24 protein-coding genes are annotated in these 23,376 nt (G+C 34.9%); 2 read left to right on the top strand and 22 right to left on the bottom strand.

Annotation, left to right across the window (positions count from 1 at the left end):
- Positions 1-10: 10 nt before the first annotated feature.
- The 8 genes from U9Q18_02255 to U9Q18_02220 all read right to left on the bottom strand — a co-directional run bounded on the left by U9Q18_02255 (position 11) and on the right by U9Q18_02220 (position 6,829).
- Positions 11-514 (bottom strand): hypothetical protein, encoded by a 504-nt coding sequence (locus tag U9Q18_02255; GenBank protein ID MEA3313182.1) that lies wholly within the window; start codon positions 512-514, stop codon positions 11-13.
- Positions 515-568: 54 nt separating this feature from the next.
- Entirely contained in the window at positions 569-973 is a 405-nt protein-coding gene (locus U9Q18_02250) for a PaaI family thioesterase (protein MEA3313181.1), read from the bottom strand.
- Positions 970-3,072: a UvrD-helicase domain-containing protein gene (locus U9Q18_02245; protein ID MEA3313180.1), complete on the bottom strand. Its 2,103-nt coding sequence runs from the start codon at positions 3,070-3,072 to the stop codon at positions 970-972. Before U9Q18_02245 ends, U9Q18_02250 begins: the two co-directional genes overlap by 4 nt.
- A 2-nt stretch (positions 3,073-3,074) precedes the next feature.
- Positions 3,075-3,743: a YIP1 family protein gene (locus U9Q18_02240; GenBank protein MEA3313179.1), complete on the bottom strand. Its 669-nt coding sequence runs from the start codon at positions 3,741-3,743 to the stop codon at positions 3,075-3,077.
- 11 nt (positions 3,744-3,754) lie between these two features.
- Positions 3,755-4,669, bottom strand: a complete 915-nt coding sequence (sppA, locus tag U9Q18_02235; protein ID MEA3313178.1) for a signal peptide peptidase SppA — start codon at positions 4,667-4,669, stop codon at positions 3,755-3,757.
- 131 nt (positions 4,670-4,800) lie between these two features.
- Positions 4,801-5,778 (bottom strand): bifunctional oligoribonuclease/PAP phosphatase NrnA, encoded by a 978-nt coding sequence (locus tag U9Q18_02230; protein MEA3313177.1) that lies wholly within the window; start codon positions 5,776-5,778, stop codon positions 4,801-4,803.
- Positions 5,756-6,145: a 30S ribosome-binding factor RbfA gene (gene rbfA / locus U9Q18_02225; GenBank protein MEA3313176.1), complete on the bottom strand. Its 390-nt coding sequence runs from the start codon at positions 6,143-6,145 to the stop codon at positions 5,756-5,758. The genes U9Q18_02230 and rbfA overlap by 23 nt, the downstream gene beginning before the upstream one ends.
- 3 nt (positions 6,146-6,148) lie before the next feature.
- Positions 6,149-6,829: a cytochrome c biogenesis protein CcdA gene (locus U9Q18_02220; protein ID MEA3313175.1), complete on the bottom strand. Its 681-nt coding sequence runs from the start codon at positions 6,827-6,829 to the stop codon at positions 6,149-6,151.
- A 201-nt stretch (positions 6,830-7,030) separates the two neighbouring features.
- Between U9Q18_02220 and U9Q18_02215 the strand changes: the two genes are divergently transcribed.
- Positions 7,031-7,543 carry an RNA polymerase sigma factor gene (locus tag U9Q18_02215; protein ID MEA3313174.1) on the top strand — a complete coding sequence of 171 codons (513 nt, stop codon included), beginning with the start codon at positions 7,031-7,033 and terminating at the stop codon, positions 7,541-7,543.
- Positions 7,530-8,921: a DUF5666 domain-containing protein gene (locus U9Q18_02210; protein MEA3313173.1), complete on the top strand. Its 1,392-nt coding sequence runs from the start codon at positions 7,530-7,532 to the stop codon at positions 8,919-8,921. Before U9Q18_02215 ends, U9Q18_02210 begins: the two co-directional genes overlap by 14 nt.
- A gap of 281 nt (positions 8,922-9,202) precedes the next feature.
- Here U9Q18_02210 and U9Q18_02205 read toward each other — a convergent pair whose 3' ends face one another.
- From U9Q18_02205 to ppdK, 14 genes are all read right to left on the bottom strand, one after another.
- A complete protein-coding gene (locus U9Q18_02205) occupies positions 9,203-9,694 on the bottom strand; it encodes a permease (protein MEA3313172.1) in 492 nt (163 codons plus the stop codon).
- Positions 9,691-10,191, bottom strand: a complete 501-nt coding sequence (locus U9Q18_02200; GenBank protein MEA3313171.1) for a permease — start codon at positions 10,189-10,191, stop codon at positions 9,691-9,693. Before U9Q18_02200 ends, U9Q18_02205 begins: the two co-directional genes overlap by 4 nt.
- Positions 10,192-10,668, bottom strand: a complete 477-nt coding sequence (locus U9Q18_02195) for a NifB/NifX family molybdenum-iron cluster-binding protein (GenBank protein MEA3313170.1) — start codon at positions 10,666-10,668, stop codon at positions 10,192-10,194. It lies immediately after the preceding gene.
- A gap of 36 nt (positions 10,669-10,704) precedes the next feature.
- Positions 10,705-11,070 (bottom strand): helix-turn-helix transcriptional regulator, encoded by a 366-nt coding sequence (locus tag U9Q18_02190; protein ID MEA3313169.1) that lies wholly within the window; start codon positions 11,068-11,070, stop codon positions 10,705-10,707.
- Positions 11,071-11,185: 115 nt separating this feature from the next.
- Positions 11,186-12,469, bottom strand: a complete 1,284-nt coding sequence (locus U9Q18_02185; GenBank protein MEA3313168.1) for a hypothetical protein — start codon at positions 12,467-12,469, stop codon at positions 11,186-11,188.
- Position 12,470: 1 nt separating this feature from the next.
- Positions 12,471-13,475, bottom strand: a complete 1,005-nt coding sequence (locus U9Q18_02180; protein MEA3313167.1) for an Mrp/NBP35 family ATP-binding protein — start codon at positions 13,473-13,475, stop codon at positions 12,471-12,473.
- 2 nt (positions 13,476-13,477) lie between these two features.
- Positions 13,478-13,888, bottom strand: a complete 411-nt coding sequence (locus U9Q18_02175) for an Rrf2 family transcriptional regulator (GenBank protein MEA3313166.1) — start codon at positions 13,886-13,888, stop codon at positions 13,478-13,480.
- Between the two features lie 66 nt (positions 13,889-13,954).
- Positions 13,955-14,686, bottom strand: coding sequence for a class I SAM-dependent methyltransferase (locus U9Q18_02170; GenBank protein ID MEA3313165.1), 732 nt, complete (start codon positions 14,684-14,686; stop codon positions 13,955-13,957).
- A complete protein-coding gene (locus U9Q18_02165) occupies positions 14,686-15,582 on the bottom strand; it encodes a pseudouridine-5'-phosphate glycosidase (GenBank protein MEA3313164.1) in 897 nt (298 codons plus the stop codon). Before U9Q18_02165 ends, U9Q18_02170 begins: the two co-directional genes overlap by 1 nt.
- Positions 15,579-16,310: a nucleoside phosphorylase gene (locus tag U9Q18_02160; protein ID MEA3313163.1), complete on the bottom strand. Its 732-nt coding sequence runs from the start codon at positions 16,308-16,310 to the stop codon at positions 15,579-15,581. Before U9Q18_02160 ends, U9Q18_02165 begins: the two co-directional genes overlap by 4 nt.
- A gap of 279 nt (positions 16,311-16,589) precedes the next feature.
- The gene (locus U9Q18_02155) at positions 16,590-17,726 is read right to left on the bottom strand and encodes a sigma-70 family RNA polymerase sigma factor (GenBank protein ID MEA3313162.1); all 1,137 of its coding nucleotides are present in this window, start codon (positions 17,724-17,726) and stop codon (positions 16,590-16,592) included.
- 5 nt (positions 17,727-17,731) lie between these two features.
- Positions 17,732-19,444, bottom strand: a complete 1,713-nt coding sequence (gene dnaG, locus U9Q18_02150) for a DNA primase (protein MEA3313161.1) — start codon at positions 19,442-19,444, stop codon at positions 17,732-17,734.
- Between the two features lie 127 nt (positions 19,445-19,571).
- Positions 19,572-20,684, bottom strand: a complete 1,113-nt coding sequence (locus tag U9Q18_02145) for a deoxyguanosinetriphosphate triphosphohydrolase (protein ID MEA3313160.1) — start codon at positions 20,682-20,684, stop codon at positions 19,572-19,574.
- A 1-nt stretch (position 20,685) separates the two neighbouring features.
- Complete coding sequence (ppdK, locus tag U9Q18_02140) at positions 20,686-23,337, bottom strand: pyruvate, phosphate dikinase (GenBank protein ID MEA3313159.1); 2,652 nt, start codon at positions 23,335-23,337, stop codon at positions 20,686-20,688.
- Between the last annotated feature and the right edge of the window lie 39 nt (positions 23,338-23,376).

Here is a 23,376-nt window from a genome sequence, read left to right as displayed (position 1 = left end):
ATCCACCTCCTTATTTTATACCTGAAAGGATTTCGAGTCTTTCGTTTAAGAAGGTTTTGAAATCCTTGAGGTTGTTTTTCATATTGCTTATAATTTCTTTTACTGTTTTTGTTTCGTTTGCTACAATTTTTTCTGATTCCTCTATAAGGGATAGGAGTGAGGCATCAACTGCATAAAGTTTATCAAGCATTTTTGTATCAGCTTTTATGGAGCCAAAAAATCCCGAGTATCCCTGTGGCGCATATTCTATCTTATCGACAATGAATTGGAAATTTTTAATCAATTCATTTAGTTCCTCCAGTGCATTAAATTCATTGTTCTTCAGTAACGTATTCCCTTTGGATAGCAGTTCATCTTTCGTTTTTCTTAGCCTGTCTGCAAGATATTGACGTAGCAATTTATCTGCAGTTCTTCGTTTTTCTCTGGTAAAATAACCTGCAAATCCCGGAATTTTCTCGATAATCTTTTGATACTGGTTTTCCATTTCATTAATTTTTTTATTTAAATCTTCCATTTTTCTCTCTCCTTATCTTTTTATTATACAATAAGAAGTCTCAGGTTCAAAACTTTATTGGTGCTCTTCAATTTTTTCTTTGATATAATATTTGGCTTTTGCTCGTACTTTTATAATACCTTTTTTATCTCTGATATCCCCAATCGTTTTGACGATTTTGTGCTGAGCGCTTTCAAGCCATGCTCTTACTTGCAGTTCTTCTCCTATAAATGATGGATTTATATATCTTGTGCTCATTTCTACAGTATATGCTATATACTCTTCAAGATACTTTATATTGCCCATTGCATCATCGAGAATCGCAGCAAGAATTCCTCCATGAACGATGCCAGGATATCCTTCATATTCTTTTTCTAGCACAAATTTTGCGAGAGTCATATTTTCAATTCTCTCAAATGTTATATGCAATCCTTTTGGGTTGGTTTTGCTGCACACAAAACAGTAATTTACCTTTTTCATTTTGTAAGCCTTTCTATTGGCGCATATCTTAAATCCAATTTCTTTTTACCTATTTTTATAAAATCAATTATGGCATAAGGTATGTCAGAGTTATCGAGATGTACTTCAAGGACTTTTCCAACTCCCCAGATTCTATGTAGTACTTTTTCCCCTTCTGCAAGTTTTGTTTCTTTATGCTCTTCTTTTGCTTCCGAAACTGTTTCTTTTGGTATTTCCGAAAGAAAACGTGATGCTACTACTGGAGATTGTGTCCCATATCTGTTTCTTCTGTATGCGTAAGTTAAGTACAACTTTTCCTGGGCTCTTGTTATTCCGACGTAGCAAAGTCTTCGTTCTTCTTCTATCGTGTGGTCGAATTCCATTGACCGGTAATGCGGTAAATAACCTTCTTCCATACCTGCCAAAAATACTACAGGAAATTCAAGGCCTTTTGCACTATGTAAGGTCATCAGCATCACACGATTATCACCCTGGGCACTATCGATATCTGTGATGAGTGAAAGATGGGCCAGAAAGGATGGAAGGGAATCATCCTCTGAAATTTCTGAGAATTCTTTTATTACACTGATAAATTCCTTTACGTTTTCTACCTTATTTTCTCCTTCTATCCCTTTTTTTAACAAATATGGAATGTATCCTGTTCTTGATAGAATTTCTTCTACGAGTTGTCTTAAAGATAATTTATTGCTATTTTCTTTCAAGTCTTCCATCAATTGATAAAATTCTCGGAGCTTCTTTGTTATAGGAGATAATTCTTCATTTTCTATTATATAATGTACGGCTTTATATAATGTGCTACCTTGCTTGTTTTTGATTGCTTCTATTTTATTCATTGTTGCTTTGCCAATTTTTCTGTGAGGCACATTAATTATTCTTCGAAGGTTTATATCATCATAAGGATTGTTTAGAACAGCGAGATATGCAATTATATCTTTTATTTCTTCTCTTCCGTAGAACCTTGTACCTCCGATAATCTGGTATGGAATACCTTCTTCTAAAAGGCGCTCTTCAAATAATCTTGATTGGGAATTCATTCGGTACAGTATTGCAAAATCGCTAAACTGTTTTCCTTTATCCCCGTGGAGGTCTTTGATTTTTTTAATGATAAATCTTGCTTCATCTGTCCCGTTTGCCGCTTCGTAAAAACTTACTGCATCTGGCACCTTTTTTTTGGTGTAAAGTTTTTTTTCGCTTCTTTTCCTATTATGTGTGATAAGTTCGTTTGCAACATTTAATATCTCTTGCGGCGAGCGATAATTTCTTTCTAACTTTATTGTTTTTACGTTAGGAAAATTTTCTTGAAATGATAGTAAAAATTCAGTATTTGCGCCTCTGAATGAATAGATACTTTGGTCATCGTCTCCTACTGCTATAATTTTTTTATGTTTTTCTGCAAGAATTTTTAATAGTTCGTATTGCGATCTATTGATATCTTGATATTCATCGACGAGAATGTATTTAAATTTGTCTTTATAATAATATGCAACATCTTTATGATTTTTAAGTAGTTTCACCGTGAGCATAATAAGGTCGTCAAAGTCTAATGCATTGCTTTCTTTGAGAATTTTTTCATATTCTTTATAAATTGATAAAACTATTTTTTCTATGTATTCTTTTGCGTTTTCTCTAAATTCATTACTGTCCATAAGCCTTCTTTTTGCAGTTGAAATGTATTGGCCTATTTTTTTAGCGTTAAAGTATTCCGTGCTTATATCTAATTGTTGCATTGCTTTTTTTATTACACGGGTAGAATCATCTTGATCAAGAATCGTGAAATCCTTGTCATATCCAAGTAGATGAATCTCTTTTCGCAATATTCTTACACACATAGAGTGAAATGTGCCTATCCAAAGACCTTTAATGTGTTCTCCTATGAGACTCTCCACTCTTTCTTTCATTTCATTTGCCGCTTTGTTTGTAAAGGTTACTGCAAGAATGCGTGACGAAGGAACTAAAAGGGATTCTACGAGGTATGCTATCTTGTAGGTGATTACTTTGGTTTTTCCTGAACCTGCCCCTGCAAATATAAGCAACGAGCTGTCGTTGAAGAGAACAGCTTCTCTTTGTTTGCTGTTTAGGTCCTTTAAGAAATTTTTCAAAATTAAATAATTCCCGGGGCCATTGATAGTAAATATTTGCTAATTAAAGGAAATAGTAGAGCCATGTATATTGCAAGCAACACAAAAATTACTATAACCGGGGTTAAGTAGACGCCGATAGATAATCCTGTGTTTATTTCATACGTTTCTTTAATTGCTGTTATATACATATACAGACTCCATATAATAAAAATTAGCTCGATGTATATTGGCAAACTATAACTAAAGAGAGCAAGAGTAGTAAGATTAAGTACTTTATATACAAGCATTGGTATGGCAGCGAAGCTCCATGCAATAAATAACGTAATGCCAGCCCCTTTTTTTACAAAGAACTGAGCAATTAAATCGTAAATTGCAGTTGAAATAAAAGTGGTTAAGTACGGGGTAATGAGCCCAAAAGCAAAAAAGAACATGGAGGAAAAGTATGCGCTAATAAGGTTGTTTAAGTTCTTTGAAAACTCACCAATGTATGGAGCAATTTCACTGTCAGCTATTTGTGGGAGCAGATTAAGATTGTTTTTACCTGCAATGTAGCCAGCAACTATTGAGACTAAACCATAGATAAGGAGAAATATTAATGCGGCATATAATGGTTTTTTCTCTCTTATGCGCTTAAACGCTTCTTTTGGATGCGTTATTGTTAACCAGATTAATTCAAACATTGTATTCATCTATCTACCTCCTATGGTATCATAATATATTCGAGTTTTACAGGTTTAAGATTGTTAAGTAAATTAAGTTCGGGAATATTACTTTTAAAATTTAATAAGGATAAGATACTTTGTTTTTTTTCATGGATAATAATAATTGGCGTTCCCTGAATATTCAAATCTTTTTTAACGATTTCAATTGTATCCTGTAGATTTCCAAGATCATCTACAAGGCCTAATCTTTGGGCCTGTATCCCGGTGTATATTTGTCCCCGGGCTATATTTTTAAGATCATCCAAAGGAATATTTCTTGCTTTTAAAACCGTATCAAGGAATTGGGTGTATGTTTCATCAATAATTTCTTGTAGCATTTTTTGTTCTTCCTCTGTAATATCTCTTGTAGGCGAACCTATATCTTTATATGTGCCACTCTTTATTACAGTTTCTTTCAATCCAATTTTTTCCAGTAATCCTTGATAGTTTGTAAGTCTCATAATTACACCAATGCTTCCTGTTAAAGTTGTTGGCATAGCAATGATTTTATCTCCGGCGCATGCGATGTAATACCCACCAGATGCTGCTTCGCTTCTCATCGATATATATACTTTTTTTCCTGTTTCTTTTTTAAACTGCTGTATATTATTATAGATTTCTTGTGTTGGCTCTACTGCACCTCCGGGACTATCTATTTGGATGATTAATGCCCTGGAAGCATCTGATTTTGCCTTATTAAGCAACTCTTTTATGTTATCTGGTGATATCCCTTGTTGGCCAAGAGTGCTTGTCCCTATTGTTCCTTCAATTTTAATGAGCGAGATATTATCGCCTGTTCGCACAAGATTATGTGAGACAGAAGGAGTAGGAGTATTGCTTTTAAATATTGAAAATAATACTACAAAAATTATTAGTATAAAAACGATAATGCCGAATATTTTATTTTTTTCCATTTTTCCTCCTCTCGATTTATTGTTTCATTTGCGCAATTCCAACTGAAGGTGATTAATATAATCTGGTTTTTTCTGCCTTTTTTGAGGGAAATCCAATAAATTTGATTTTATTTACAGAAAACAGCAGAATATTATTTGTTTTTAGCGGCATCTTTTATCAGAATTTCTGCTTTCGAGAGCAATTGCTCCATTGCTTCGTGCAAATCTCCGTGCAGTGTGCAGCCTGATGCTGCTGCATGTCCGCCTCCATTGAATAAAACTGCAATATCTTGTACATTGATATTTTTTCGCTTGCTTCTCAAACTTACTCTTATTACTTTATTACCGACTTCTTTGAAAAGAATAGCGACATCTGCATCTTTATATTTTCTAACCAGGTTTATAATGCCTTCCGCATCTTCTTCTGATGCGTTTAGAGATTTCATATCGGCATAAGTGACATATGAAAATACTATTTTGTTTCTTAAGCTCATCCGTCCAAGTGCAACGCCAATGAGCTTGAGGTGTGCTAATGTTTCTTCTTCGAAGATCTTTTTTGCCATGGATGAAGGATCTGCACCATATTTAACGAGTTTTGTTGCAGTTAAAAAAGCGTTTATTGTTGTATTGGCATAATGAAATGAGCCTGTATCTGTAAGGAGGCCTACATAAAGAGCATTACTTATATCTGAATTCAGCGGAAGCTGCATGTCCTCTATGAGTTTTAATATAATGCATGTAGTAGAGGGGGCATTCTTGTCCATATAGTTGTAGGTTGCAAAGTAATCATTCGTTTCATGGTGATCAATATTTACTGTTACCTTAAAAGATTTAAAATGATCGCCGAGCTGATCTATTCTTCCTATATCCGATGAATCTAATAGTATGCCAACATCATTATGATTTAAATGGGTCGCATTAATTAAATCGTAGTCCTTAAGGAATGCGTACGCCTTTGGTACTGGCTCAGGCAGAAAATAAGAAACTTTTTTGCCAAGGAGTTTTAATGACATACCAAGACCGAGTATAGAGCCGAATGCATCGCCATCAGCATTTGCATGACTGAATAATGCAAAACTGCTATATTTTTTTAACACATTGCCGATTTCAATTAGTTGGTGGTTTTTCATTATTTTGTTCTTCCTTATTTTGTAGTTCTTCTTTAATCTTATTGAGTATATTGATCACTTCGTCTCCTTTTTGTATTGAGAGGTCAAAATGAAACGAAATAAGTGGGACGTGTCTCATAGATTTTAGTCTATGAGCTATATCCTTTTGTATTCTTTTTGAGGCATGCGAGAGAGTATCTAAAATTTCCTGGCTTCTATCTTCGTTGTTGATTGCAGTGAAATAAATTTTTGCATAATGAAGATCGCTGGAGAGATCGACATATGTGATAGTAATACCTCTCAATCTCGAGTCATCCAATTCAAGTAAATATTTTGAAACTTCTCTTTTTATTGCCGATTCTATTCGGGCTTGTCTTAGTTTGCTCATACACTAAAAGTGTATGCTATTTCCAAAAATAAGCAAGAGACCAAGAGTAATGAGTAGTAGTCCAGATATAATTTCAATGGTATGAAAATATTTTTTGATTCTTTTAAATAAGAAAAAGAACTTATTAATAGCAATTGCTGTGAGAATAAAGGGAATACCCAGTCCGAGTGAATAGAACGAGAGCAGGATAATTCCTTTGCTCATAGTGGTGTATGTGCTTGTTTCTGCAAGTATTGCCCCCAGGATAGGACCAACACATGGTGTCCAGCCAAATGCAAAGGCGAATCCCATTAGATATGCTCCTATCAGGGAAGTTTTTTTGCTTTTTATTTGCATTTTTTTCTCGTAATTTAAGAATTTTAACTTGAGGATGCCAATAATGTGCAAGCCGAATAAGATGATGATACTACCCGCAATAATGCGAAACGTCCTCATATTTGTTGCTAACAGTTTACCAAGAGTAGTGGCAGATGCGCCAAGAGCAATGAAAACTGTTGAAAAACCCAAAACAAATAAAATTGCACTGATTGTAATTCTTTTTGTTGATGCAGTTCCGGATTGTATTTCCTGCAGCGATACTCCTGATATGTAAGAAACATATGCAGGGATAAGCGGCAGGACACATGGTGAAACAAAAGATAAAATCCCAGCAAACAGTGCTATCGCGATAGAAACATTAGTCATATACTACCTCCAATTTTTTCATTATTGTATAGGTTAATACTTTACTTTTTAAATAATATTATAGAGAATATATTAAAAAAATCAATGGAAACAGATGTTTAGCCTCTATTTATTTTAGGATGTATCAAAAAAATTAATATAATAAATTATATTAATGAAACCTTTTTGCCGAGTAAAGGATATAATTTATAGGAGTGGAAGATGGAAGATAAGTTAAAAATGCTTGTTCTACAAATTAAGAGTGGAGATAAAGATGCTTTTACGGAGTTTTATCGATTAACCGTTAGATATGTTTATAGTGTTGTTTATGCTTATCTTTTGTCAAACGAAGATACCGAGGATGTTGTTCAAAATACATATCTTAAGCTTTATGTAGTTAGAAAAAGAATAAATCCCGAGGAATCCATTCTGGCATATATGAAAAGAATTGCAATAAATTATGCTTTTAAGCAGATGAGACAGAAGAGACAGAAGAGAAAAGTGGCAATAAAAGAAACTTCTTTTTCAAAGGATGAGGGAACTAAAGAGTTGGTACAAGAAGCGCTTAAAAAACTAGACGAGAAAGATCGTATTGTTCTAGTGCTTCATTATTTAGGCAACACACCTGTTAAAGAAATTAGTGTGCTTGTCAACGAAAAAGAGGGAAGTGTTAAGTCAAGGCTTTTTAGAGCGAGGAAAAAATTAAAGGAGGTGATTATCAGTGAAGAAATCTGATGATAAATTAAAAGATATATTGAACGATTTTAAAAACGGACTCAAATTAAATGGAAACATGGAGGGGAGGTTGTTAGGAATGATTGAAAAGAAGGAACGATCGATTCATCACAGGAAATTTTTATTAGGGCTTGTTAGCGTAGCTATTGCAGCTTTTCTTGTGGTTAGTTCGGTTGCACCTGTTTTTGGTAAGAGCGGTACACTCCCGCAGGTTATTGCGGGGCTTAGTTTAGAGCGGTCGGCAAATTCTTTCAAAGGTTCTCTTAGCACTGAGGGTCGGATAATTGAGGAGTTAGAGAATCAAGATCTTTCCCCTGTTGACAGCATCATTATTGTTGCGTTGCTTAAAGAATCTGAAGTGTCAGTCAACGAAATTATTGAGATGAGAAATGAAAAAATAGGGTGGGGGAAAATTTTGTCTGAGCTTAACATTTCTGTAAATAATATAAAAAATACAATGGAACAAGCTCAAGATGTTACCAGCGAAGAGGAGGGTAATGGCGAAGGAGAAGAAAACAGGAAAGAGAAGAAGAGAGAGAATCAAAATCAGTTAAAATTTGTTGTTATAAAAGGAATTTTAAATGCAATAGATGGAAATACAATTACTGTGAATGAGACAAAAATTTTACTGACAGAAGAAACCATTATTAAATGCAAAGGAAAATCTGTTAACGTAGAGGATCTCTCGATTAGGAATGAGGTGCTGGTAAAGGCATCAAAAATGGAGGATGTTTTTGAAGCTAAGTCAATTCTTGTTTTTACTAACTTGAAGGAAAGTAAGGGAACAGAACAAGAAACAAAAGAGTTTGAATTAAGGAGCGATATTGTTTCTTTTGATGGCAATATTTTAACAATAAGTGATTTTGAAGGTGGAATTTTTGTAGACGAAAATACAAAGATCCAGAAAAAAGGAGAAGGGAGAACGGATCCTTCAGTATTAGTTGTTGGCGATACTGTGCAAATACACATACGAAAGAGCAATGATAAATATTATGTAACTTCAATTGTTATTCTTGCAAAACCGGAAAACGGTAATAATGAAGAAGAAAATAATGAAGCAAACAACACTGAGAAATCAAATGCCAAGAAGGAAAGATTTAAAGGAGAAGTAAGCGTTATTAATCCGGAGGATGGCACACTCAGTATTGTTGATTGTGATATACTTTTTAAAGTTTCCGAAGATACGCTTATTATTTCAAATGGGAGAGCAGAACTTAGCGATATAAATGAAGGTGACAGTGTTGAAATTATTGGAACAAAACAAGAAGAAGGCGAACCTGTAAGTGTAGAAAAAATTACTGCAACCAAGAAAAATAAACAGCAAGAGAATAATCACAATGAAAGCAACGGAAACAGTAAAGATAAAGGCAAACCGTAATAAAATATTAGAATAAACAAAAAATAATCCCTGGCATTAAGCCAGGGATTATTTTTTCCAGGGAGTTAGCCCCAAGATATAGGTTTTGCTTATGAGATATTGTTATTTGTTACATTCTCGTTATTAAAAGAGAAACTGCTTTATTATGCTCACAGCGATACAATCATAGAAAAAAATTGCCTTCCCTTTTTCAGTTGTTTGTGAAAGATGAAGAAAAACAAATTGGTAATGGATGTGCGTATTAAGAAAAGCTTAAAAAAATACTTTTACTTAACTTAATGTTATATAGATTTGAGTATTTTTTCTATTAGAATGCCTTCCAATATACCATAACTCAGTGTTAGTACAACAGTTACTGTAATGAAAGGCCATCCAAGAAAGCTTGCAGCATAAGGAATCCAGGGAGTTTTTATTGCAAATGTACCTATCATAGCACCAACTACTGCGAGACGTGCTCCCTTTTTTAAAAATGTATTAAACAGGGGAAAGAGTACCCAGAGTGGGCCGACAATAAAAGTGCCCAAAATTGCACCCAGCACAACCCCCTTGAATCCCGTCTCTTTTCCCATATAACGCTGTATTGTCTTTGGTGAGAGAAATACTGCAATGAAGGAAGAAAAAAACATTACACAAATAAAAATAGGAATCATTTTAATCAGGAGAAGTATTCCTTCTTTAAAAGCAATAAAAGTCTTCTGGGGAAATAGAAAGAGCAATACAATATAGGTTATTGTAACCAAAACTTCAAATAAGTATTTTTTTAGTATTTTCATAACGCACTTCCCGTAAGAATTAATCCTGTTAATATTCCAATAATAAGTGCGCCAAGAAATGCAAGTGTATTTCTTGCGAAGGTGAAACGTTTTCCAAATATGGAGATTTCAAATGGTATTGTTACGAATCCCACCATTACCCAGGAATTCAAGAATACAGCAGTAACAGCAATTGTCGTACCCTTTTTAAGTAGTACTGCACCAAGAGGATATGAAGATGAAACAGGGCCTGCAATAATTGTTCCGAAAAGAGCAGAAAGCAGAATTGAAAAAAAACCTTTGCCTCTCCCGATGGCAGCAGCAACTATATTTTTTGGTACAAATACATCAAACAAACTGATAAGAAGGAAAATGGCAGTAATAAGGGGAAGCCGCTTTAATAATTGCAGCCACCCCTTCTTGAAAGCCTTTTTCGTGCTACTTTTACTTTTGTTGACAGCGTATATATAGCTTGCAATAACGATAATACTATAAATTATGGTGCCCAAAATGTTCATTTATTTTAGTTTTTCTTCGACTCCTTTTAGAGTAGATTTTAATTCGGCTAATTGTTCTCTTAAAGCTGCAACTTCCTTTTTTAGTTGTTCTACTTTATCATTTTCTTCTTTTTTATGCTCACAAGGTTCTACTGCTTTAGCAGCTCCATAACTTACTTTACCGTGCAGATATTCTTCCAGTACATCTTTTACTCTTCCATGAGCACCTGTAACTGGTTTAATTTCATAACCTTCAAAATACTGCTGCGCTTTAGATCCCATACCACCCGTAATAATTACATTAATTCCTTGTTCTTTCATAAACGCAGGTAAGTCTCCGGGATTGTGCTCATTTACCATTGGATTGCGTATAGATCTTACATTTTCTACTACATTCCCGTCGACATCAACGATAACATAGTAAGGACAGTGTCCAAAGTGATAACTGAGCACACTCTCTAAATCATTTGATTCATCTGCAGTAAAACAAATTTTCATTGTAATACCTCCTTAAATAAAATTAAGATGACTTTTTTACTCATTTACAACCTTCGCTATTTTTTTAATTAGGTTTTCTATTACTTTTACATTTTTGCGTGTTTCAACCATCCATTCTTTCAAATATTGGATACCCTCATCTGTTATAGAATAGACTCTTTTTGATGGTCCGGCTACTTCTACATCCCACTTTGATGTAACAAACCCTTCTATTTCCATACCATGCAGTAACCTGTAAACAATACTGTATGGTACAAAAGAAGGATTTATTCCAATATCTTTCAGCTTGTCTACAAGTATATATCCGTAGGTTGGCTTATCTATCAATAAAAATAGGAGTCCGGCCAATAAAATATTGCCTGATTTAAGCCCTAAGTTTGTGCATTTTTTCCTATGTTTCACTCTTTGCCTTTTCCTTCAATTATTTTTGATTAAATTGATTTTAGTACATATATACTTTTTGTCAATAGATAAAAAATAATTATACAGACAATGCTTTATTCTTGTTATTTTGTAATTACTTAAATTTTATTTCAGTTTCTACAATTTCCTGGGTAGCATCTTTTTGAATTAAAGTGCATTGAGTGAAATTATCAGGGAATACAACTTTATTTAAGTTAAGATGATAGAGAGCGATTAGATCGTTGAACTCATTTTTTACTTTTATATACGCAGATTTGTTTTTGAGATTGTTGTTGCTTGAAATAATCTCTTCAAAGATTTCTTCTTCCGTAGAGATTATAAACAGGTTTGGAAGGTCCAAAGTATAGATACTGGCATGATTATCTTTATATTCGCGGAGTGTGTAATTACCTAATTTTTTTTCTATAATTTGGGCCTTAGGAAGATGTATTTTTATTTCATTTTCATATTTTTTATTTTCAAGACTATTCGATGAAAGAATGAAAGAAAATCCATCATTGTTATGAAGAATAAATTCCGCTGATTTATCTGAGAAGAAAAAAGAATACTGTTCAATTAAGATTCCATTTTTTTCTGCCAGAATGGTAGACAGCCTGCTTTCGATAAGTTTTTCCTTGATGTTTACGGCCTCTGGTAGTGCAACTTCTATCAATGCGTTTTCAAAGCTATAAATTGGCACCGAAAGCTTTTTTGTGGTGTTGTCAGCGATTGAGCGGATGTTTATTGTTCCGTTTTCTATTGTAAAACTTAGTGGGTAATTAAAACTATAGAAAGGTATACTTAGAATGTCCTCAACGAAAAGACATTTCGGCTCTGTGGCAAAAGTGGTACAGTTACTGTCTTCATCCCATAATTTCTTAAATAATGGATTATCTGACAATAACTTTTCCTTTTGAGTTATGCTATCGAACATGTAGTTCAGTGCATCAGAATTTTGAGCAATAAATAAATTGTTTTTCCATCCTGAAATGAAATATTTTTTGTTTGCTTTATTTGCTTGTAGAATAGGGAAACCTCTTTTCCATGTCCGGTTTATTTCAAATGCTTCTTTGTATTTTAGTATTATGGCTATTTTGTCTAGTTCCCACCTTACGCTGTTTTCTATTTTGGATATAACAAGCTGAGAATCATCATCAAAGATCATTAAATAACTGTTGCTAAAATTACTTATATCAGAAGTGAAAATAGGGGCATTGTAGCATTCTTTTGCAAGTTGTTCGGATTCTTGATTAAATTCAAGCAAAAAAGGTACATCCGGAATGTATTGATAGGAGAACTTTGTTTGGCTTTCTGTATATTTTATTAAGATATTATTTGCTACATATACAAAGCCAAGCACTAACATTACTACAAGTATCCAGATGATAATTTTTTTCATTTTAATCTTTTTGAGTGTTTTTTATAAGTTTCTTTGCTATATCCATGAAGATGCGTTTAGTTTCTGTTTCTTCACTCAATGCAACAGTTGGCATACCGTTATCTCCACTTTCTCTTATTCTTGTGTCTAATGGAATTTTGTCGAGAAGTGGCACTTCGTTTTCTAAGCTCATCCTCTCACCACCGCCGTGTCCGAATATTGCAGTTTTTTCACCGCATTTCGGGCAAATAAAGTAAGACATATTTTCTATAACGCCTAATACAAGTATGTTCATTTTCTTAAACATTTTCAATGCTTTTGATGCGTCAGCAATTGAAACATCTTGAGGTGTGGTGATTATTATGCCGTATTTAAGTTGTAAACTTTGTGCAACGGTAAGTGCAGCATCTCCTGTTCCAGGCGGGAGGTCTATAAGGAGATAGTCTAGTTCTCCCCATTCTACATCATTGTATAGTTGCTCTATGGCTTTTGTTACAAGAGGGCCTCTCCATATGACGGGTGTAGAGCTTTCAACCAAGAAGCCGATGGATATTACTTTAACTCCGTATCTCTCAAGTGGAATAATTCTTTTGTTTTCGTTAACAAAAGGTTTTTCATGGATGCCAAACATAATAGGTAGGTTTGGACCGTGTATATCTGCATCAAGCACGCCAACTTTTTTGCCTAATTTTGCAAGCGCTATAGCAATATTTGTGCTTACAGTTGATTTACCAACGCCACCTTTACCTGATGCTATGGCAATAATGTCTTTTATTTTTTGTTCTACTTTAAATGAAACAGTTAATCCTACCTTTTTTGCACCTATATCCTTCAATCTTTTTGTAATCGTATTTTTAAGTGTATTAACATCTCCAGCAGGAATTTCAGGAATTACAATGGAGATCAGGACTTCATCTCCACGAATATCTATTTTTTGCAGTGTCCCGAAGCTAAGAAGTAATTTTTTTAATCCGGGAATGAATGTTGTTTTTAATACATTGATAACTTGAGTTTGTTGTAATGGCATCTTTATCTTTTACCCTCCATTAAAATTTTTAGTGTGATACTTTTAAATAACTTATCAACTTTTGATTTTGTTTTTTCCCATGGGAGTAGAGCAAGGCAGTCCGTTGTTATACATGGTATGTCTTTTCTTTTCCCATAATTGCACTTTATCTCTACTGTTTCTCTTCCAACAGCTTGTATTATTTCGTACAGAGAAATATCTGCTGGATCGCGTGTGAGGATATATCCTCCACTTCTCCCCCTCACACTGTCCAATAAGCCATTACTGCGAAGCATTGAACATATTCTCAGAATATATGAAAAAGAGATATTATTTTCTTTTGAAATTTCCCTGATTGTTGCCCTTTTATTCTTTTTTTCTGCAAGATAAATTAGTGCTTTTAGCGCATATCCTTCGAGTGTTGTGACCAACATTACCTAATAACCCTCCTATTTATATATTACAGCTTTGGTCATATTTTAGCAATTTTTTATCGTGAGTCAATTTTTTTCGCCGCAGATTATGATTCGTTTTGAATCTTCTGAAAATTTTTTATCTGTATAATCTCCAAAAACTTTGATATTTTTAAACCCAATAATTCGGTACAAATTGATCATCTCTGCTGCGGAATATATGCGGATGTTTCGCAGATATTCTTTTCTTAAATCCTTTCCGATAACGAAACGGTGAGTCGTGACAATTGAGGTAAGAGGGAGATAATGTCTTCTTTCTAAGATGAAAATATCTTCTTTTTCTTTGAAAGTTTCGTGGACAAAATGTTTTAGAATGTAATCTCTATTTTCAATGTCAACGATGACTTTGCCGTCTTTCTTTAATGAATTATAGAACCTCTTCAAAATGTTAAAGTTTGTGCCGTCGTCAAAATATCCAAATGAAGACCACAGGCTCAATATTCCATCAAATTTATGGCGCAGGAAGAGTTTTCTTATGTCCTGCTGTACAAATTGAACATTTTTGAGGCCTCTTTTTTTTGCTTCAGCTGTTGCTAATTTTATATATAGAGGAGAGCTATCTATCCCTAATACTTTAAAACCCTTTTCTTCCAGTAAAAGTGCGTGTCTACCAATGCCGCAGCCAGCGTCGAGCAGATAGTTTCCTGTATTGAAAAATTTTGTGACAAAATTTACCTGTTTTTTTGTTATTTCTTCTTTTTGAGTTTGAAGAAAATAACGAAGATAAAATTCATCAAAATAATCTTTTGTCCAGTCCATTAGTTGTCATGGAGAGCTTTAGCAATTTCTGCTGCAACTCTTGCATTGTTTTTTACAAGTTCAAAATTAGCATCAAGAGCTTCTCCCTTGCTAAGCTCAACTATGCGAGATAGAAGAAATGGTGTTACTTTTTTCCCTTTTATTCCCTTTTTCTGTGATTCTGAAACAGCGATGTCAATCCACTGGTCAACTTTTGCTTTAGGGATCTCATATTCCTGTGGTATTGGATTGGCAACAAGAATTGACGAAAAAATACCTAATGAAATTTTAGTATTATAAACATTTGCAATTTCTTTGGCTGAATTTACTTGTGGTATGGTTAATTCTGATTTTCTTGTATAAAATGCAGGAAATTCGTTAGTTTTAAATCCCATAACGAGTACGCCCTTGGTTTCAAGGTATTCCAGGGTTTTTGCAAGGTCGAGTATTGATTTTGCTCCCGCAGAAACAACAATAATATTTCTTGCTGCAAGTTCGTCCAGATCCCGTGAAATATCAAAGGAATGTTCTGCATTCCTATGAACTCCACCAATACCACCAGTTGCGAAAACTCTGATTCCGACGAGCTCTGCAATATAGGATGTAGCAGAAACAGTTGTAGCTCCATCCCTTTTTTCTGCTATGCAAAATGGAATTTCGCGGGTAGAAAGTTTTAGTACGTTTTCAGCGTGCCCAAGGTGATGAATTTCTTCTTGGGTCATACCAATGATAATTTTTCCGTTGATAATACCGATAGTTGCTGGTATTGCGCCAATTTTTTGCACTTCTTCTTCAACTGCAAGGGCAATTTGGATGTTTTTGGGATATGGCATTCCCTGGGCAATGATCGTCGACTCAAGTGCAACAATTGGTTTCCCCGTATTTATTGCGTCTAAAATCTCCTTATTTATTTTCATTTTATGTTGTTTTTCGAAAGAGTATAAAGCGATTCAAGGCCAATTTGAATTGCAACCTCCTCTCCCTTTTTATAAACTTCTTCTGCGCCTTCCGGTTTTATTTTATTTAATGCAACATTACCATCAAGGGCAAATATTGCTCCGGCTTTTACATTTCTATACTGTGAAACAATAAATACGCAACCACTTTCCATTTCAATTGCTTTCACGCCAGATTTTACAAAGCAATCCATTTCTTCTCTTGAGTATGGGATGTAAAATGCGTCTTCGGCGATTACTACGCCATATTCTATGTTTTCTTTTATTCTCTTTCCTGTTGCGATCATTACTTGGAGGACGTCAAAGTTAGGAACTGCTGGAAAACTTGATCGAAGATACATCGGAGACGTACCATCGTCTCTAATGCTTCCTGTTGCAATGACTACATCTCCGACATCTAAATTTGGATTGATACCACCAGCAGAGCCAACTCTTATAAAAACTTTTCCTCCGAGGTTGGCAAGCTCTTCTAACACGATAGCGGTAGAAGGTGCTCCCATCCCTGTTGTTGCAACGGTAATCCTCTCCCCTTTATAAACACCGGTGTGTACTAAAAGCCCTCTATTTTCACTTACAAGGATAGGATTTTCGAGAAGGCTGGATATTTTATTTGCCCTTTGCGGATTACCAACCAGTATGATATATTCACTTATATCTCTTTTTTCGCATTTTAGATGAAATTCAGCCATTATTTGCCTCCTAGTAATTGTTTATTTTTTAATTATAAATTGTTTAACAAAACTTACAAGCAAAGGTTGGATGTATATTTGATATTTTTTGGTGTGAAAATATATTAACCTTAATGTATTTTTAGACTAGCAAGTTACTCTGTATGAACGATGTTAGCAAATTAGAATTTTATTTGATAATCCAAGGCATGAATCTTTATATTAAACGAGAAAATGGATAAAATGGAATTACTGGTGCTGGTTGGGCGTGTTTCATTAAGTAGAGCATGTTTATTGTGATTATTCAATTTTTACTTCTGTTTTCTCGAGTTCTTTTAGCGCTTTTGTGAGTTTTCTTTTTGCTTTTGCTTCAATTTGTCGTATTCTTTCTCGTGTTACTCCAAAAATTGTACCTACTTCTTCTAGTGTGTGCGGGTACTCTTTGTCAAGCCCTGCACGGAGTTTGAGTATTTCTCTTTCTCTTTCAGTGAGCTTTTCCATCACTTTAGTCAGTTGGTTGTTATAGTATTTGTTAAAGGTCTCACCTTCAGGTGTAAGATTGCGATTATCTGAGATAAAATTTTCTAATCTACTTTCTTCTTCATCTCCTACTGGCATTTCCAGGGACAGCGGTTGTTGTGCAAGGCGCAGGTATTTGTTGATTTTCTTTTCGGGTATTTCTGTTCTTTCTGAAATTTCTTTGTATGAAGGCTCGCGCCCTAGTTCTTGCATTAATTCTTTTGAGGCTCTTTCAATTCTATTTATACTTTCTACCATATGTACCGGTACCCGGATTAATCTTGATTGATCTGCTAAGGCTCTTGTAATTGCCTGTCTTATCCACCAGGTAGCATATGTGGAGAACCTATAACCTTTGCTGTAATCAAACTTCTCTACAGCACGAATCAGTCCTAAGTTTCCTTCTTGTACCAGGTCAAGAAACGACAATCCATGTCCTGTGTATCTTTTTGCAATACTTACTACAAGTCGTAAGTTTGCCTCGGTAAGTTCCTTTTTTGCTTGTATGTCTCCTTCAATTACGCGTTTTCCCAATTCTTGTTCTTTTTCTGCTGTGAGTAAATCTATTGCGCCAATATTTGCAAGATATGATTGGATCGGATTTTTAAGCTCGGATATTTCAGCGTGCACTAATGATTCTCGTGCTGAAGTTAAACATCCCCTTACTTTTGTTATATTTTTGCTGCTGCAAAATAGAACGTTTGCTCGTGTAAGAAGAGTGTAAAATTCATCAAGTCTCTTTATTGAAAGTGGAATTTTTTCAAGAGAATCTGCTATTTCGTCATATGTGAGAAATCCAGTTATTCTGCCTCTTTCAAAGAGTTTTCTAACTACTTCCTTTTCCTCTTTTGTAAGATTTTTTAATTTTTTCTGATAATTCTTAATCATTTTTAAAGGTTTTGCTTTGCTTTCTTCCATAGTTGCTACCTCTTTTTTAATTTTTCAATGATTTGTTGATATTTTTCCAATTTTTTTCTAAGTTCGTCTTCGTCTTTTGTCTCTTTTATTTCGTTGTATAGTTCTAGTGCTTCGGCTTGAGTAATATAATTATTCATTCTCTTTATTGCCTGTTCTATTGCTTCATCGCTTACTAAAGAGGGATCTCCCATGGAAAGTGCTGTAGCTAATGAAAATTCATCCTCTGCAAGGTCATTCCAATTCCTGGTATCCGGTATTCCTTTTTTTTCGATGTCTTTTTTTGCCCTATTGAATATTTTTCTGTAACGAGAATCTGGAAAATAATTAATGTCCACTTTTTCTAATATTTTATATAATGTTTCTGGTCTTTGAATAACTGCCTGTGTGAGTAATTTTTCCGTATTTGACATTATATTATTTACATTTAATTTTTCTCTTTGTCTCCCGTATTTTGTTGACGCAGGAGTATATTGATTGAAAAGAATAGAAGGGTCAATGTTCAAAATTGTACCTAATTGTTTGATGTATTCATATGCCTCTATTTTGTTAGATATTTTATCTATAATTTCCAGCACTTTTTTTGCAACTCTTCCTTTTCCCGAAGGATTGTTTCCCTCTATTTTTAATTCAAAGGAAGTAATAAAATCCAGAGGATCTTTTGCATTGTCGATAAGCTTCAAAATACTATCTTTACCTTTTTTCAATACGATTTCATCTGGATCATGCCCACTGCCTTCTACTATTATCTTTACAGTAAGATTTTTTTTGCTACATATTTCTATTGCTCGTTCAGCTCCCCTTCTTCCGCCTTCATCATCATCATAAAAAAAGCAAACATTGTCTGTGTAGCGTTTGATTAGTCCTGCTTGTGCATTTGTAAAGGATGTTCCCATCGACGATACTACATTTTTAATACCTGATTGATGCAAAATAAGTGCATCGAAGTACCCCTCTACAATAATTGCTTGTTTTTCTTTTCTTATACCTTCCTTTGCGATGTTAATTGGATAGAGCAAATTTCCTTTTGAAAAAATTGGGGTATCGGGAGAATTTAGGTATTTTGGCTCTCCTTTTCCAAATACTCTTCCACCGAATGCAACAATTTTTCCCTGGATATCAAATATGGGGAGCATAATTCTATTTCTGAAGTAACTTTTGATTTTTCCATCATCCATTTTTTTTAAGATACCAGCAGCAAGTAGTGAATTTTGTGAAATGCCTTTCTTTTTCATAGCAGTAATGAGTTTATCTCCGTTTTGAGGAGCGTAACCGATCTGAAATTTTTCGATGCTTTCTTTAGTTACTCCTCTTTGTGAAAGGTACAGTAAGACATCTTTTGTAATTTGTTTCTGGAAAAAACTTGACGTGGCTTGTATTGCTTCACGTAAATTATCTTTTTCTGTTTTGTCAGTTTTTTTGCCTGAAAATGTCGGGAGAGGCATTCCAGCATCCCGGGCAAGTATAGTGATTGCTTCTTTGAAATCCATTCCATCTATTTTCATAAGGAATTTTATCACATCTCCACTTGCTCCGCAGCCAAAACAATGGAATATTTGTTTTTCAGGGCTTACTACAAATGAAGGTGTTTTCTCTTCGTGAAAAGGACATAATCCCACATAGTTGCGTCCTCTTTTTTTTAATTTGACGTACTGGTTTATTGTGGATACAATGTCTACTTTTTCGTGCAATTCATCGATATAATCTTTTAAGTCTCTCATTATATATAAATACGTAAGAAATAGATAAATTTCCTTTAATTTTTAAAAATAAAATATATACGATATATACTACACAAATAATCCTTATGGAGCTGCATTATGTGGTTCAGCGGCGAATTAACCGGGATTAATCGCTTATCGGCAATGGATTTGGGGTGGTGATATTGTAGAATTTTTGAATTGCAAAGCGATCTGTCATTGATGAAAGGTAATCGCAAATTACCTGTAGCCTTTTTTCTTTGTCTTTTTTGATATATTTTATTGGGTTTTTAATTTTAAGTACGCTTGGATGATATTTTAAGTAATCTCCCATGTCTTTTGGATTATTGTAATAATGGTCAAATAGGTATGCCATCATTCTGAATACTTTTTTCTCTTCTTTTTTGGGAGATGAACCGATATATACTTTCTTTGTAAGAAAATTTTTCAGTTCATCCATAGTATTTTCTATATTTTTGCTCATGCAAATTTTATCTTTACCTTTACTTGCCTCTATTGTATCAAGAATCATTGTCGAAAGTCTTTTTGAATTTGATTTTCCCGATATTTGACGTATTGAATTGGGTATGTCTTTTTCGTTTATAATTTTTGCTCGTATTGCATCGTCAATATCATGGTGAATATAAGCAATACGATCGGCGATTCTTACTATTTGTCCCTCCAGGGTTGCTGGCATATCAACATTTTTTAATTCCGATAGATTTGCTAACCCCTTACTGTGTTTTAATATTCCATTTCTTACTTCATATGTAAGGTTTAATCCAAAAACGGTTTTCCCGTTTGACTTTAGTCTTTTTTCTAAAATATCTACGACTCTTAGGCTTTGCTCGGGATGGGAAAAATGTATGCGCGAACTATACTCTTTGCATTTTTTGTCGATAATTGCTTCTCCGGCATGTCCGAACGGCGAGTGTCCCAGGTCGTGTCCTAACGCGATGGCTTCGGTAAGGTCCGAATTTAAGCGTAGAGTCCGAGAAATTGATCTGCTGATCGTCATTACTTCAAGCGTATGCGTGAGACGATTGCGATAGTGATCACCCTTGGGGGCTATGAATACCTGAGTTTTATATTGTAATCTACGGAATGCTTTGGAATAAAGAATTCTGTCCACATCTCTTTGGAACTCTGTGCGATGAGAATCTTTTGTTTCCGGAGTTGTTCTCCCCTTTGTTTTATTGCTCAGTGTAGCAAAGGGCGAGAACAACTCTGTTTCTAATTTTTCGTATTCTTGCCGCAGCACTTTATTCCTTTCCGAGTTTTTCTTTTACGGCTACTTGCGCAGCTGCCAGGCGAGCAATTGGAACCCTAAAGGGCGAGCAGCTTGCATAATCGAGGCCTGCATAATGGAAAAACTCAACAGATTTCGGATCACCACCATGTTCACCGCAAATACCTATTTCGAGATTGTTTTTTGCTTTTCTTCCAAGTACAACACCTATCCTGACAAGTTTTCCCACACCATCTTGGTCTATTGTGATAAAAGGTTCTGTGGGGAGTATTCCATCCTTGAGATAAGTTGGAATAAATGTGGCCTCGGCATCATCTCTACTAAATGCAAATGTTGCTTGCGTAAGATCGTTTGTGCCAAATGAGAAAAAATCAGCGTATTCTGCAATTTGATCAGCAGTTAGAGTAGCACGTGGCACTTCTATCATTGTTCCTATTTGGTAATCGATGGTTGTACCTTCTTTTCTAAATATGTTTGTTATGACAGTTGTAGCTCTTTCTCTGAGGACTTTCATTTCATTGACATGACCAATAAGTGGAAGCATAATCTTGGGTTTAGGATCGCGTCCTTCCTTTTTCAACTGAATCGCAGCTTCAATTATTGCAGCTACTTGCATTTCATAAATCTCAGGGTAAACAATGCCAACTCGACAACCTCTAAAACCAATCATTGGATTAAATTCAGCAAGTTCCTGTGATCGTTGAAGCTCTTTTTCTTTTTTCTTAAGAAGTTCCGGATCACTTCCGTTTTCTCTGAGATCTGCAATTTCTTTTTCGAGCCTTTCTTTTTGAGGTAAAAATTCGTGAAGTGGTGGATCTAAAAGTCTTATGATGACAGGAAGTCCGTCCATTGCTATTAGGATATCGTAAAAATCTTTCTTCTGCATATCTTTCAATTTACCGAGCGATATACTGCGCTCTTCTTTTGATTCCGAGATAATCATGTCCTGCATGAGAGGAAGTCGCTCAGGACTCAGAAACATTCTTTCGGTCCTGCATAATCCAATTCCTTCAGCGCCGTAATCTAACGCTTTTATGGCTTCCTCTGGCGTATTTGCATTTGCTCTTATTCCCAATTCTCTTAATTCGTCTGAATAGGCGAGTAACTGCTTCAATTCTGGTGTGAGTTCTGGTTCTATCATTCTCACTTCTCCAAGAATAACATTTCCCATTGAACCATCTATTGTAATAATTTCGTCTTTTTTAACTTCAATTCCATTTGTGGTGAAATTATTACCTTCTGCGTCAATTTTTATATCTTCTGCGCCTACAATACAAGGTTTGCCCATTCCTCTCGCTACTACTGCGGCATGAGCTGTCATACCCCCACGTGTAGTGAGAATGCCTTCTGAATGTGCCATACCTTCAATATCTTCCGGAGTAGTTTCCAAGCGCACAAGTATTATTGCCTCTCCATCCTTTCCTCGCCTGGTAGCTTCTTTTACATCAAATACAACTTTGCCACTTGCAGCACCAGGTGAAGCAGGAAGGCCTTTTGTAATTGGATTTACTTTCACGGTTGGGTCAATCATTTTGTGGAGCAAGCGGTCAATTTGCACTGGAGTAATGCGAAGAATACCTTCCTCTTTTGTTATGAGATTTTCATTAATCATATTAACGGCGATTTTTACGGCTGCCTGTGCAGTTCTTTTACCTGATCTTGTCTGAAGCATGTAGAGCTTTCCTTTTTCTATAGTGAATTCCATATCCTGCATATCTCTATAATGTTGTTCTAATTTATCTCCCACTTCTTTAAGTTGATTAAATATCTGAGGGGAAAATTCTCTTAGTTTATCAATTGGGAGTGGAGTTCTTATTCCTGCTACTACGTCCTCTCCTTGCGCATTGGTAAGAAATTCACCGTATAGTTTTTTTTCTCCTGTGGCAGGGTTTCTTGTAAAAGCAACACCTGTTGCAGAATCATCACCCATATTTCCAAATACCATCATTACAATATTTACTGCAGTACCTAATTCATCACTAATTTTATTAATGTTTCTATATGAAATGGCTCTTGGATTGTTCCATGATTTAAAAACAGCTTCAATGGAGTTGAATAATTGCGTTATCGGGTCTTGCGGAAATTCTTCTCCTGTTTTTTCTCGGTAAAGTATTTTATAGTCTGCTATTATATCTTTTAGCATTTCAGAAGTGAGATCTGTGTCGTTTTTTAATCCATGTTTTTCTTTATGGTTAGCAAGGATTTTTGCAAATTCACTATGAGGGATTCCCATTGCAACCTCCCCGAACATTTGAATAAATCTTCTGTAGCTATCATATGCAAATCGCTCGTTATTTGTGAGCTCTTTCAATCCTTCTGTAGTGTCGTCATTTAAGCCAAGGTTTAAAATGGTATCCATCATGCCCGGCATGGAGACTGGCGCGCCTGAGCGAACTGATACAAGTAGAGGGTTTGTTTTATCGCCGAATATCTTGCCAGCTTTTTCTTCTAATTTATGAAGATGTTCTAATATTTCACCGGTTAGATCTTCGTCTATCTTTTTTGTTTTTTGATATTCCTTACAAACTTCTGTAGTAATAATAAACCCGGAAGGAACAGGAAGCCCAATTTTTGTCATTTCTGCAAGCCCTGCGCCTTTTCCACCCAAAAGATTTTTCATACTACCATTGCCTTCTTCAAAGGCATAAACTTTTTTATCTGCCATTATCGTATAACCTCCTTAGCAATTTTAGCACCTATTTAT

Source organism: Caldisericota bacterium (assembly GCA_034717215.1).
In the GTDB taxonomy this organism is placed as follows: domain Bacteria; phylum Caldisericota; class Caldisericia; order Caldisericales; family Caldisericaceae; genus UBA646.
The sequence above is the reverse complement of the archived record's forward strand: the minus strand, read 5'-3'. Positions and strand labels throughout refer to the sequence as shown.

What these genes read in the sequence shown, in the direction of transcription:
- U9Q18_02255 (MEA3313182.1), bottom strand. Translation starts at nt 514, where the DNA reads ATGGAAGATTTAAATAAAAAAATTAATGAAATGGAAAACCAGTATCAA.
- U9Q18_02250 (MEA3313181.1), bottom strand. Translation starts at nt 973, where the DNA reads ATGAAAAAGGTAAATTACTGTTTTGTGTGCAGCAAAACCAACCCAAAA.
- U9Q18_02240 (MEA3313179.1), bottom strand. Translation starts at nt 3,743, where the DNA reads ATGAATACAATGTTTGAATTAATCTGGTTAACAATAACGCATCCAAAA.
- sppA (MEA3313178.1), bottom strand. Translation starts at nt 4,669, where the DNA reads ATGGAAAAAAATAAAATATTCGGCATTATCGTTTTTATACTAATAATT.
- U9Q18_02230 (MEA3313177.1), bottom strand. Translation starts at nt 5,778, where the DNA reads ATGAAAAACCACCAACTAATTGAAATCGGCAATGTGTTAAAAAAATAT.
- rbfA (MEA3313176.1), bottom strand. Translation starts at nt 6,145, where the DNA reads ATGAGCAAACTAAGACAAGCCCGAATAGAATCGGCAATAAAAAGAGAA.
- U9Q18_02220 (MEA3313175.1), bottom strand. Translation starts at nt 6,829, where the DNA reads ATGACTAATGTTTCTATCGCGATAGCACTGTTTGCTGGGATTTTATCT.
- U9Q18_02215 (MEA3313174.1), top strand. Translation starts at nt 7,031, where the DNA reads ATGGAAGATAAGTTAAAAATGCTTGTTCTACAAATTAAGAGTGGAGAT.
- U9Q18_02205 (MEA3313172.1), bottom strand. Translation starts at nt 9,694, where the DNA reads ATGAAAATACTAAAAAAATACTTATTTGAAGTTTTGGTTACAATAACC.
- U9Q18_02200 (MEA3313171.1), bottom strand. Translation starts at nt 10,191, where the DNA reads ATGAACATTTTGGGCACCATAATTTATAGTATTATCGTTATTGCAAGC.
- U9Q18_02195 (MEA3313170.1), bottom strand. Translation starts at nt 10,668, where the DNA reads ATGAAAATTTGTTTTACTGCAGATGAATCAAATGATTTAGAGAGTGTG.
- U9Q18_02185 (MEA3313168.1), bottom strand. Translation starts at nt 12,469, where the DNA reads ATGAAAAAAATTATCATCTGGATACTTGTAGTAATGTTAGTGCTTGGC.
- U9Q18_02180 (MEA3313167.1), bottom strand. Translation starts at nt 13,475, where the DNA reads ATGCCATTACAACAAACTCAAGTTATCAATGTATTAAAAACAACATTC.
- U9Q18_02175 (MEA3313166.1), bottom strand. Translation starts at nt 13,888, where the DNA reads ATGTTGGTCACAACACTCGAAGGATATGCGCTAAAAGCACTAATTTAT.
- U9Q18_02170 (MEA3313165.1), bottom strand. Translation starts at nt 14,686, where the DNA reads ATGGACTGGACAAAAGATTATTTTGATGAATTTTATCTTCGTTATTTT.
- U9Q18_02165 (MEA3313164.1), bottom strand. Translation starts at nt 15,582, where the DNA reads ATGAAAATAAATAAGGAGATTTTAGACGCAATAAATACGGGGAAACCA.
- U9Q18_02160 (MEA3313163.1), bottom strand. Translation starts at nt 16,310, where the DNA reads ATGGCTGAATTTCATCTAAAATGCGAAAAAAGAGATATAAGTGAATAT.
- U9Q18_02155 (MEA3313162.1), bottom strand. Translation starts at nt 17,726, where the DNA reads ATGGAAGAAAGCAAAGCAAAACCTTTAAAAATGATTAAGAATTATCAG.
- dnaG (MEA3313161.1), bottom strand. Translation starts at nt 19,444, where the DNA reads ATGAGAGACTTAAAAGATTATATCGATGAATTGCACGAAAAAGTAGAC.
- ppdK (MEA3313159.1), bottom strand. Translation starts at nt 23,337, where the DNA reads ATGGCAGATAAAAAAGTTTATGCCTTTGAAGAAGGCAATGGTAGTATG.